Source organism: Listeria valentina, from assembly GCF_011800755.1.
In the GTDB taxonomy this organism is placed as follows: Bacteria; Bacillota; Bacilli; order Lactobacillales; family Listeriaceae; genus Listeria; species Listeria valentina.
Genome location: NZ_JAATJW010000071.1, coordinates 1 through 11,594, shown reverse-complemented (window position 1 = coordinate 11,594; position 11,594 = coordinate 1). Strand labels below are relative to the sequence as shown.

The 11,594-nt window shown below is 37.2% G+C and carries 15 protein-coding genes; 14 read left to right on the top strand and 1 reads right to left on the bottom strand.

Annotated elements, in window-relative coordinates:
• The 14 genes from HCK02_RS12060 to HCK02_RS11990 form a co-directional block, all read left to right on the top strand.
• The coding region (locus HCK02_RS12060) for an isopeptide-forming domain-containing fimbrial protein (RefSeq protein WP_167630360.1) at nt 1-1,053 on the top strand (1,053 nt) is incomplete at its 5' end.
• Nucleotides 1,054-1,121: 68 nt separating this feature from the next.
• Entirely contained in the window at nt 1,122-1,901 is a 780-nt protein-coding gene (locus tag HCK02_RS12055) for a class A sortase (RefSeq protein WP_167630359.1), read from the top strand.
• Nucleotides 1,901-2,107, top strand: coding sequence for a zinc ribbon-containing protein (locus tag HCK02_RS12050; RefSeq protein ID WP_167630358.1), 207 nt, complete (start codon nt 1,901-1,903; stop codon nt 2,105-2,107). Before HCK02_RS12055 ends, HCK02_RS12050 begins: the two co-directional genes overlap by 1 nt.
• Nucleotides 2,108-2,158: 51 nt before the next feature.
• A complete protein-coding gene (locus tag HCK02_RS12045; RefSeq protein WP_167630357.1) occupies nt 2,159-2,662 on the top strand; it encodes a DUF4352 domain-containing protein in 504 nt (167 codons plus the stop codon).
• A 35-nt stretch (nt 2,663-2,697) separates the two neighbouring features.
• Entirely contained in the window at nt 2,698-3,363 is a 666-nt protein-coding gene (locus HCK02_RS12040; protein WP_167630356.1) for a cyclic nucleotide-binding domain-containing protein, read from the top strand.
• Nucleotides 3,364-3,511: 148 nt separating this feature from the next.
• The gene (locus HCK02_RS12035) at nt 3,512-3,883 is read left to right on the top strand and encodes a YxeA family protein (protein ID WP_167630355.1); all 372 of its coding nucleotides are present in this window, start codon (nt 3,512-3,514) and stop codon (nt 3,881-3,883) included.
• A 97-nt stretch (nt 3,884-3,980) separates the two neighbouring features.
• A complete protein-coding gene (locus HCK02_RS12030; RefSeq protein ID WP_167630354.1) occupies nt 3,981-5,552 on the top strand; it encodes a MucBP domain-containing protein in 1,572 nt (523 codons plus the stop codon).
• A gap of 748 nt (nt 5,553-6,300) precedes the next feature.
• Nucleotides 6,301-6,939 (top strand): hypothetical protein, encoded by a 639-nt coding sequence (locus HCK02_RS12025; RefSeq protein ID WP_167630353.1) that lies wholly within the window; start codon nt 6,301-6,303, stop codon nt 6,937-6,939.
• A gap of 142 nt (nt 6,940-7,081) precedes the next feature.
• Nucleotides 7,082-7,375 (top strand): WXG100 family type VII secretion target, encoded by a 294-nt coding sequence (locus tag HCK02_RS12020; protein WP_167630352.1) that lies wholly within the window; start codon nt 7,082-7,084, stop codon nt 7,373-7,375.
• Nucleotides 7,376-7,453: 78 nt separating this feature from the next.
• A complete protein-coding gene (locus tag HCK02_RS12015; protein WP_167630351.1) occupies nt 7,454-7,747 on the top strand; it encodes a TIGR04197 family type VII secretion effector in 294 nt (97 codons plus the stop codon).
• Nucleotides 7,744-8,097, top strand: a complete 354-nt coding sequence (locus HCK02_RS12010; RefSeq protein WP_167630350.1) for a DUF3958 family protein — start codon at nt 7,744-7,746, stop codon at nt 8,095-8,097. The genes HCK02_RS12015 and HCK02_RS12010 overlap by 4 nt, the downstream gene beginning before the upstream one ends.
• Nucleotides 8,094-9,299 (top strand): T7SS effector LXG polymorphic toxin, encoded by a 1,206-nt coding sequence (locus HCK02_RS14135; protein WP_246215598.1) that lies wholly within the window; start codon nt 8,094-8,096, stop codon nt 9,297-9,299. The genes HCK02_RS12010 and HCK02_RS14135 overlap by 4 nt, the downstream gene beginning before the upstream one ends.
• Nucleotides 9,300-9,350: 51 nt before the next feature.
• Complete coding sequence (locus HCK02_RS11995) at nt 9,351-10,010, top strand: hypothetical protein (RefSeq protein ID WP_167630349.1); 660 nt, start codon at nt 9,351-9,353, stop codon at nt 10,008-10,010.
• Nucleotides 10,003-10,305, top strand: a complete 303-nt coding sequence (locus HCK02_RS11990; RefSeq protein ID WP_167630348.1) for a DUF4176 domain-containing protein — start codon at nt 10,003-10,005, stop codon at nt 10,303-10,305. The genes HCK02_RS11995 and HCK02_RS11990 overlap by 8 nt, the downstream gene beginning before the upstream one ends.
• Nucleotides 10,306-10,556: 251 nt before the next feature.
• Here the strand turns inward: HCK02_RS11990 and HCK02_RS11985 are convergent, their stop codons facing one another.
• A complete protein-coding gene (locus HCK02_RS11985) occupies nt 10,557-11,393 on the bottom strand; it encodes an AraC family transcriptional regulator (RefSeq protein WP_167630347.1) in 837 nt (278 codons plus the stop codon).
• Nucleotides 11,394-11,594: the final 201 nt, after the last annotated feature.

The window sequence follows — 11,594 nt, the reverse complement described above, 5'->3', positions numbered from 1 at the left end:
GATGTCCAACACGTAGACTTAACGAATCAAGGGGATAGCTTTGATTGGCATGTGAAAGCAAGCTTCGGGAACACGACAGCAAGTTGGAACCAAGCCAGCATCACGGATAAGATCAATGATCTGCTTGAGATTCAAAGCGTGAAAGTGGTCGATGAAAACGGCACAGATGTGACGGCAAATGGGACGTTAACAACAGAAGGCAACAACGTGGTCTTTGAGATGAACCAAAAAGATGGGAGTTACACGTATCTAGCGGGTCATACGTACACGATGACGATCACGACGAAGATCAAAGCGGATGCGACAGATGAAGAATTGGCACCATACATCCAAGATGGCGGAATTCCGAACCAAGCAGACTTGAACTTTGGGAACGCGGGAGATGTGATTCATTCGGAAATTCCAACGGTAACGCCACCACCAAAAGAACCCGAGATCCATAAAGACATCAACGATGTCCAACACGTAGACTTAACGAATCAAGGGGATAGCTTTGACTGGCATGTGAAGGCAAGTTTCGGGAACACGACTGCAAGTTGGAACCAAGCGAGCATTACCGACAAGATCAATGATTTGCTGGAGATTCAAAGTGTGAAAGTGGTCGATGAAAACGGAACAGATGTAACAGCCAATGGGACGTTAACAACAGAAGGCAACAACGTGGTCTTTGAGATGAACCAAAAAGACGGGAGCTATACGTATCTAGCGGGTCACACGTACACGATGACGATTACCACGAAAATCAAAGCAGATGCGACAGATGAAGAATTAGCGCCATACATCCAAGATGGCGGAATTCCAAACCAAGCGGACTTGAACTTTGGGAATGCTGGAGATACGATTCACTCCGAAATACCAACGGTGACACCACCAGCACCTAATCACCCAGTCACACCTAATTCACCTAATCATCCATCGAAACCTATCCAATCAGATTCCCCTCAAGCCACTTTACCAAAAACGGGCGATCAAATAGAGTGGATTTGGCTTCTCATAAGCGGACTATTCTGCTTCGGTATATTGAGATATGCCTGGAGACGTAAAGAAAGTTAAATAAAGAACAGGCTTCCTAGAGGATTTATTTAAGGAAGCCTGTTTTTTAAAAGGAGATGATTCAATAGATGAGAAAAATAGGGTTGACCGCTATTATTTTTGTCGCCTTGTGGCTGATGTGCACGCCAATTTGGAAGGAAGAAATGATACGATTTCAAAGTGTACAACTCGTCAATCAAGAAAATGATAAGGGAGCTGTCAACCAAAAACAGCCGACAGAAAACCAACTCTCCCAAGTTGTGGAAGCTCCTAAATTAAGAGAAGTTTTCCAAAATTTTGCGGAGAATAAAGCCAATTTGGCTAGCAAGATTGGCCAAATCGCGATACCGAGCATCGATTTGCAGCTAGCTGTTTTAGAGGGCACTACACAAAATCATTTAATGGTGGGTGCGACTACCATGCAGCCAGATCAAGTCATGGGAGAAGGAAACTATAGCTTAGCGGGACATCATATGCGCAGTGAGCACGCTTTATTTTCTCCATTAATGAAAATAAAGAAAGGAGCGGCTGTATATCTTACAGATGGGACAACTAATTATTATTATCAAGTCAGCCGAACCATGCTTGTCAATGAAAAAGAAGTATCTGTTTTGAAAGACACAGAGTCGCCACGGTTAACATTGGTCACGTGTGATAAGCCCACTGCAACTGATAAAAGATGGGTTGTGCAAGCAACGTTGAAAAGCAAGACGCCTATGAATCAACAAGCGGAAAGCCACGCTTTTTTTGGAAAGAAAAAGGCAACGGCTATCTTGCTTATCGTGGTTTTTTCTCATCTTGCATTGTTGGTGCTGGCCGTCTTTTTGATGGTAGTCATTGAAAAAATAAGAAAAAGGAGGGCTAGATAATGCCAAGTGGACCTAAAATCACACGTAGCATTTCACTGGAAGCTCAAGAAAAGCAAATTCAGGATTATCTAAGGAACCAAAAAAAGGTAATGAATTGCCCACGCTGTGGGAAACAGATTCATATTCAACACAAAATGACGAAAGTGAAATGCCCAAATTGTCAGGCACTTTTTCAGAGAAATTTTAAAAAGAAAGGTTACAGGTAATGCCATATGAGAAAGAAAAGAAACAAAAGAATAGTTAAAAAGTGGTGGATATTGACAGGACTACTTATTCTTCTTTTACTCGCTCTATTTTTAATAGGCAAAATGTTTTTAGGCGATCAGAAGACAAAAAAAGAGAAGGGGAAAATAGCTAGTGTATCATCCTCCTTTTCAGTCCACCTTAAAGAAGTAAAGCAAGCCTCTCAAGTGGGTAGTGGCAAGTGGAAGACCCCTGCAAATGGAAAATTCGTTGTGCTTCAATTAGAGGTAAAAAACACATCTAAACAAGTCAAAACATTAAATACTTTTAACTTCAAGCTACTGGATAAAAAAACTGGAAAAATATACGGTATTGCCGAACGAGCAACGATTCGAGGGCAGATGGATAAAAAAGGGCAACTCCAAAATACTTTTTTCTTGAATAAGGTTCAGGCTGGTCAAAAGAAAAGTGGACACATTGTATTTGATTTGCCGAAAAAGGTGACGAACAACCACCCATTAAAGTTAGTCATACAAGATCAAGGGAAACAAGCCAGTATTCCATTCACTACTTCATAAATATCTTTTTTTTAAATAAGTCAAGGAGTTGTTTCATGATGGAATTCTTAGAATTTCAAGCATTTATTGAGAACGATGATTTATTTCCGTTCTATTTGAGAGAGCATGTTCTAGGAAAAAAGAAAATATTGTGGCAAGAGCAAAAAATTTCATATTCGGCAGACAAATTTATATTAATTGATAGTGGACTTGTGGTAAAAAGTTATGGAAAAAAGCAAATCATTTACCAACTAGCGGGAAAAGACCAGTTTATTTTCTTCAATCAATCGGATAGTTATTTGGAAGCATTAGAACGTACACATTATAGAGAATTTCAGATTAAAGACGTAGTTGAACAATTAGAAGAAGAAAAATTGCTTGATCATTTCTTGTTATTTATGTTCAAAAAAGAAGAAAAAATTGTCCAAAAGCTGGTAGAATTAGAAAACATGAAGGTGAAAGAGCGTATTTATTATCTACTAAACGAGCTCTTTTTCTTGGATTATGGTTCCCATATAGAAGACAAGAAAGAAGGGGTCTATAATCTCCCTTCTTGGTTGAAAATGTCTGTATTCACAAGGTTGGTTCGAACAAGTGCTGCAAATCTTTCGCAACAGCTCCACCCATTAACAAGAAATCACATCTTACGTACCCATAAAAAGCCATGGCAAATCAATGTGAAACTGTGGAATGATTTTTATAAAAACCTTTTTAACTTATAAACTTATTTTATCTAATGAATCAAGAATTTTATTGCATTGAAATGTCGATTTAGACAATCAAAAATTCTTGCTTTCAATGGGTTCGAAAGACTAAACATTTCTATAGAGTGATGAGAGGAAGCCAAGAGATAGGAAGGTTGTCTATAAAATGAAAAAACTACTAGTATGGATTTTAAGTCTTGTCGTGGTTGCGTGTATTGTTTTAGTAGAAGCTAGGTTAATTACCATTAATCAAGCAGGAGGACTTGCAGAGATTATGGATCGATATAATCCGCTTGTAAAAAAAGAAGTGGTATTTGTGAGAATCAACGAACCTGTTAGTGTGAATGCATTTGGGGATGCTACATATAGACAGAAAGCGATCAATAAAGAAGGAAAGACAAGGGTGATTGAATTTAGAGCTACACACGTATTAAAGGAAGATCACTTTTTAAAATTAAAGGTGAAGGGCTCTTATGTAAAAGACTATAAAGAAGTAACGCTTAACCATGTCCCTGAAAAAGTAATAGAACTTTTATAGTTTGCTCGTGGAGCGTGAGCGAGCGAAATGGATGTTTTGAAATAAAAACATAAAATGTAGTGCTTTTGGATCGTTAAAGAAAGGAAAGGTGAGTCGATTGAGAAAAAATGGAAAGTTGATAGCTTTTTTTATTGTAGTTTTATTGGGATGCTTATCGTGTTCAGTTTCAGTAAAAGCAATATCTACATCTATTGAAGTTGATCAGAGAGAACAGATTTTGGCTCAGGCTATGGATGAAGCTGAAAAACAGCAAATGGAACAGGAACATGATTTTCCAAATCGTCAAGTTCAAATAAAAATTCTTTTCATTGCTTTAGGAAATGTTACCTTGCAAAGTGAGACAAGTAACACTCAAAAAGTGATTACAATGGATGACGAAGAACAAAAGTATGCACGACAAGCAGCAAATGAACTCAGTCAAACATTAAATAAAGGGGTGCCGAATGTAAACTTTCAAGTTGATTTTAAATTTTTAGATCAAAATATTCATTACGATACAAAAAATATCGGAGATAACACACTAGTTCATGCAGATAGCTCAGAAGATTTTATGCATTTTATTAAAGAAAATTATGCTTTTGGAGAATACGATTCCATTATGACAGTTAATAGTATCACAAATAAAGGGCAAATAGGGGGAGCTGCTTCAAAAGTAAGTTATACGGGAGTGAATGGAGCCGCGTATTCTTGTGGGGTACTCAATACACAAAATACGTTTACACCTATTTATCCAGCTATTTTGTTTCTGCATGAATTCTGTCATCAAATGTCATATACACCTGTAAAGGTTCCTAAAGGGGATGTGCATGGCGCAGAAAAATATGGATACGCAAAGGATGAAAAATCAGAATTCACCTCTTTCTACTTAGATTATTTGAAGGGAAACGTTAAAGATCCCACTGATGGACTTTATTATGGTATTTTTCCTAAAATGTGGCAAGTTAGCCCACGGTTTGTTAATCACCCAGCTAAAGTGGAAGTCCAATATGTAGATCAAAATGGGAAAAATTTAGCTGAAAATGAGTACTTTTTTGGACCAGGTGGAGATCCTTATAAAACAAAAGCTGCTTCAATTAATGGCTATACTTTAGATAAAGTGCAGGGAGATTCTCCTAATGGAACATTAGAAACGGGGCAGATAAAAAAAATCAATTATGTTTATAAAAACGTGCAACCAAAAGAAGTGACTGTTCAATATGTAGATGAAGATGGAAATAAATTAGCTCCATCTGAAACCTTAAGTGGAAATTACAAAGATACTTACACAACAACAGCAAAAGAAATTACAGGGTGGAATTTAATAGAAAAGCCCGAGAATGCGGTAGGAATATTTACAGATGCAGCTCAAACGGTGACTTATGTGTATGAAAAAGTAAAAGAAGTGCTTCCAGTAGAACCGACTCAGCCACAAGATCCAACGACGCCTGTGAAATCAGATCCAATTCTTTCAACACCTACAGATCCTAACCAACCTGTTTTAGTTGTAACTGATCCTAAAGTTGGGGTTCAGGTGATAAAAGCAGAAGATCCTGCTTCATCGTTACCTAAAACGGGAGATCAAACCAATCGGTCTTTACTAGGGATGGGAGGACTCTTTCTTCTACTTGTCGGTTATCTTCTCTATCGTACTCGAAGAGAAGAGAAAAGAAAGAGAACTGATCACGAATAAATAGAAGAAAAAGAGCTTAGAACAAAATGAAAAACGATCCTAAAACATGTAAAACCCATTTTTTGAAAGGGTTCTGTGTCTTGATTTTAGGTTCGTTTCTTTTTTATTTTGAATAAGCAGATGTAGGATATAAGTTGAGATAAATCCTTTTTTCATTAAGATGAAATATGAATGTACAAGCCAACAACAAGTAAATCCATTTTCATACTTTTTCCTGAAGCGTGAAAATAGTAAATCTCTTTTTGAACGTTGCGATTCTCCCTTTTCCGCGGTGTTTTCTATGCACTTAAATTTACTCTATTGGCACTTGGTTTTTTGGGTATCTTTAGCTATTTTAAGTGAGTCAATTGAATGGGGCAAAAGGAAGGTAAGATTCCTGATTGAAAAATAAACATAAAAAGCCAATATAGAAAAAGGGAATAAACCATACTGGTAAAAAGGGAGTTGGAAAAGCATCCATAAAAAGGGAGAAAAAATGGATGTTTTTCATTGGATAAAACTAGCTTATCGTCTGGAATTTAAAATGAGCTAGGAATACAATGAAAATTCAATAATAATGATCTGTTTTTTTGTGTTCAGAAAATGGGTTGTATTAGTTCCATTCTAATAGCTAAAAGTAACATTCTTTAAGTCTGGAGGTTAAAAATTTCGGACTTGCTCCGATGATATATTTTATGAGCCCACTCGATTGTTGAGTATGTGTTATACTAAAGGCAGATCAAAAAGGGGAAGGAAAGGTTGGAAGGCTATGAATTTATTTGAACTCCAACAATGGATTGAACAAGATCAAGTACTTCTTTTTCATCTTAAGCACAAAGCTAAAGGAACAATTCGGCATTTGGAGAAAGGAAAAAAATGTCATGTAAATCCAGAAAAGCTCCTACTGGTGGAAACGGGTATTTTAGCTTCCTGTTATCAAGAGCGAGACCTGATTTATGCACTCACGCCCCCTCGCGATTATTTACGAATGAGTCAGCCAGATACTTATGTGGAGGCATTAGAAAGAACGAACTATTGGGAATATGATTTAAACGAGGTCGAAGCCATTTTTAAATCAGATGCACTTTTTACGCATCTTCTTCTCTCGCTCCTTCAAAAAGAAAAACGAATCTTAGAGCGACAGTTATTTTATGCCACACATAACGTAGAAGAGAAGATGCGGTATACGCTCTCCTCTTTTTTGCAGCTGGCTGTGAAACTTTCCTATCCACAGAAAAGCAGACAAACTGACATTTTGTTTCCCAAATGGTTCCATCTAAAACTATTAGCCCGGCTGGTAAATGCCACAACTGTTTCAGTCTCTAGAGCTCTCCCATCTGTTGCGCAGCAGATGAATCTGGAAACGAAGACAAAACCTTGGCGATGGAGGAAACCAAAAGAAAAATAAAAAGAGACCAAAACGATTTGTTTCTTTTTGGTTTTTTTAATGGAATAGAAATCGAAATTGTCACAAATTAGACACAGACGGTGAAGGGAAACTGTGCTATTGTATACATGTAGAAAATTAAAACAGAAGGAGATGGCGTAGAATGTCAGGACAAATCAGAATGAGCCCGGCTGAATTACGAGATCGTGCCAAAACCTACGGCACAAGCGCTCGGGATATTGAACAAATGCTACAACGCTTGTCGCAAACCCAAGAACAACTTCGGAGCGAATGGGAAGGACAAGCTTTTGCAAAATTTGATGATCAGTTTAATCAATTGAAACCAAAAGTAACGGAATTTGCGAACTTGATGGATCAAATTGAACAACAACTTCAAAAAACAGCCAGTGCTGTGGAAGAACAAGATCAACAACTTTCTCAAAACTTCGGGTTTTAAGCCTCATACCGAATACGCCCCTTATGAGTTTCTCGTAAGAGGCGTTTTTTCTAAAAAGTGAAAAGGAGAGGACGAAGAATGGACACAGTAGCGAGTGATTTGGGGCAAGCCTCCGAAAAAGCCACCGCGCTTCAACAAGCGGTTTCGCTCCTCCAGACACAAGGAACAACCGTGACCAAGGATGAAGAAACAACAGTTGGAGGGAATGCACAGGCGCACACGGCCATTCAAGCAGAAGACGAGGCGGTTTCCCAGATTGCGAGTGCGTTAACGACAGCAAGTACGAACTTGCAAAGCGTTGCAGAAGCCTTTGCAGCAAAAGATGCGGAAATAGGAGCCAGCCTTTCACCGATTAGAGGACCAACACCATGAAGACGTGGACCGAGTGGCAGCAAGAAGAACGGCGGTTAATGAGGAAAGTGGACGGAAATCAACAAAAAAGGCGTGCTGTTCAGCAACTTCAAGAGGCCTACGAGAACCATTTTCGACAAGGACTCCGATTTGTGGAAGAGGTGAGTTGGCGGTTTCGGAAAAATGATCGGGCTTTTTTGCGCGAACAAATGCAAGAACGGGTTTTCTCTCTTTCACGATCGACGCAAGAGCATTTTGAAGAGATGGAAGGATCCTTCCAACAAGAAAAAAGAGACTTGGAAGACCAAGTCAATGAAGTCGCCTACGGAAAAAGAAAAGCATTCTTAGACGAACAGGAGGGGAAAGCATGAGCATTGATATGTATGTGTCAAAGTCGAAAGCCCAAGCGACTAGTACGAGTCAGGTTTGCCAGCAACATTTAGAGGGCTATGAAGCTCTTCAACAAGCGATTCATCAATTTACGGTAGATAGCCCTTTATTGAAAGGGAAAGCGTATGATTCGGCCAAAGCTTTTTATAGCGCGGTTCTGTTGCCCCTTGTTCAGGCTGGAATCCTTTTAACGGAAGCGACAGAAGAAGCCGTCCAGAAATTCCCAGAGCGTTATCAAAGTGAAGTGGACAGTGGAGATCTCAAACAATCGGAGCTGGAAGAACAAATCCGGCAGGCAGACAACCTTATCAACCAAGCAAATGCGCTACAGAAACAAGTGCTGCAATCTCCATTACCAGAGACGGATCAGCAAACGCAGCTGAAACTTAATCAAGCTTTGATAGAAGTTTACCAAACGAGTAAAAAGGAACTCGAAGACAAACTTCGAAAATTAGTTGCTTTTCATGCGAGTTCACCGAGTATTTTTTCAGAAATTGCGAGCTTGAAACAGGCTATTGATCAAGGGATTGCCCAAACCAAGACGGCTTGGAATTCCTCAACAGGAACTTTTACAGTTCCAAAACAGAGCGATTTGACGTGGACTGAAACAATTAAAAATAAATACGAAAAATATCTGGAACTGGCTAGCACGGGACTGATGGCTGGAGGATATGCTTCTACAGCAAATGTGGTTCGAGCCGAAAGTCAGGCAAGTATTAAAAAAATTAAAGGCGGGACTTGGCATAATTCATCCGTTAGGAGCACAAGATCCGGTAAAAAAACATGGGGGCAAGTAAATGGTGATGTAAACCGTTTTAGAACAGTAAAAAATGCCAAAAAAGCTGACGAAATTATTAATGGAACAGGAAGAATATCAAGTGGTTTACCGAGAAGTATAGGAGTTTTTGGAGGGGTAACAGCGGTTCTTGATGGGGGATTGACTTATCTTGAAAGAAGAGACGAATATGGAGAAACGAGTGCTATGATAGATGGTGCTGTACATACGGGTACGGCAGTGGGGTCTTTATATGCAGGGGCCGCAATTGGTTCACTTATTCCTATTCCAGTAGTTGGAACCGTAGCAGGAGCAGTTGGAGGTTATTTAGTCAATGGTATTTCTAACACACTTTACGATGGATTTGCTCATGGAGAATGGAACTGGGATAATTTTAAACTGTGGTAAAATACAGAGAAGAGATTATGACAAAATTCGTTCTATGAGGAGAACCCTTTAATGAAGAAAATTATTTATATTGGAGAAACGGCTGGTTATACAGTTTATTTTGATAGAAAAAGAAAGCAAATTTTAAAATCAAAGAAAAGTCAATGGTTAAGTAACAAAAAGACTAGAAATAATTCAAAGGTTATTATTTTAATTCTTATAGCCATTATATTGGGTGGAAGTGTACTAACATTTTTTGGGAAAGATCAGTTTTTTACGGGAGAATATACGATTGGCATGTTGTTTTTTTTGATTCTTTTTTGGATATTTGAATTCTCCTTTTTAGCAACTCTTACTCACCGGATATTATATAAGGATATCAAAAATGCAGAGAAAGCCACAAAAAAAGAATTTAGAAATGCTGTCCAAAATAATAATATATGGAATATCTTTAACAATAAAAAGGTTACGATCACTAAGAAAATTTTTGCATGGATACTTACTTTACTGTTTTTAAGCATGACAATGGGATTTTTCTTTATTCTATTTAAGATTAACGAGCAAGGTTCGTTTTTAGGAAGTCCAATAGGAAGTGAACTTATCCCATTAAGTCTTTTTGGTATACTTCCCTATATTGCATTTTATCTCGTGTGGCAAAATAACCTGATTGGATGGTTTAATGTGGTGGGAAGTTATCAAAAAAGAAAATTGGAGGAAAGAAAAAATGAATGAGAAAATTTTACCACTAGGTAGCGTAGTTACTTTAAAAGACGGAGATGGATCCATATTAATGATCGTTTCCAGAGCAAGTGTGATAGAAGATAGGAAAAAAGCCTTTTTTTATGATTATGGAGCTGTATTGATTCCCCAAGGGATGATATCCCCCGAAGCAGTCTATTTTTTTAATCGAGAAAATGTCAGTCAAGTCTTATTTAAAGGATTTTTGAATGAGGAAGAAAGGGAGTTTGCTGAACAATACGATCAAATGATTGAGGAGAATGAAGTTCCCAAAGGGACTGTTGATTGAGCAATTTAACTAATTTTATAATCAGAGACAAGTCTAGAATTTATAAATTCTAGACTCTTTAGTCTAATTAACCATAGATTTAATAGACAATTGTACGAACTTCTTGTTCATAAATGGAGAGCTATGATTTATAGAATTTAAGATAATGATAGTTGAACGGTTTACTGAATAAATAGGCTTAGCGATACAAATTTTGCAATAGAATCAGTGGGCTAAAAGTAGTGCGATTTTGATAGTGATTTTTATATATTCTAGAGTTTTTTACGAAATTCTCGAGGCGTCTTATGATAAACACTCTTAAATTCTTTATTGAACTGCGAGTAGGAAGAAAAACCACTTTCTTCGATAATCTGCATAATTGGTAACGAAGTATGGTGCAGTTGATATTGAGCATATTCGAGTCTAATAGTAGTCAAATATTCATAGAAAGACAAACCTAAATTTTTTTTGAGGAATCTGGAAAGGTATGTTGGATTTAGATGGACTAAGTCTGATAATTCTTGTAGGGAAATGTTTTTATGGAAATTTTGTTTTAAGTAATTTGTTATGATTTGAATACGATCGAAATATTTTTTATTAATATTTTTTTCCTTGGGAGTTAATTCGCAACTATAATCTGTAAGCAGCATCTCTATGATTTGAAAAAGTAATGAATAAGCTCTTAAATACATATAGGGTTCTTGACTTTCTACAGTAGCTAATAGGGATTTTATATGTCCAGTGAAGATAGATTTTCTGTCAGTAGACCCTAACGATTCATGAAATTGATAATAATCAATTTTGGGAATGACTTCACGCAAGAAAGGATAGGATATTTGCAAGACAATCCCTTCTAGCCGCTTGCCTTTAAAAAAAGTAGAGTGGATAATATTAGAATTTAAAATGTAAAATTGGCCAGACTTAATTTTAAGCTGTGAAGTATTGTCAGTAATTTCCAATACCCCGTTTGATATATATATAATTTCAATTTCTTCATGAAAATGTGGAATAATAAAGGATTGTTTTTCATCCAAACTACGAAAAATACGAATAGGGATATTTTGATGTAATGAAATAATTTCGTGCCATAGTTTACTTTCTTTTTCCATTTTCCCACCTCTTAAAAGTTGAAATAAATATAAAATAAAGTAATGAAAGCGACTAACTTTTCTCTAAAAAAGGTTCTATAATATAGATGTCTAACAAAGTAATATAATGAATGGGAGGCTTTAAATGAATCCAGCACTAGATATTAAAACTTTTATTCCAGATGTAGAGGCAAGGACAATGCCAGATGGTCGTCTTTATAT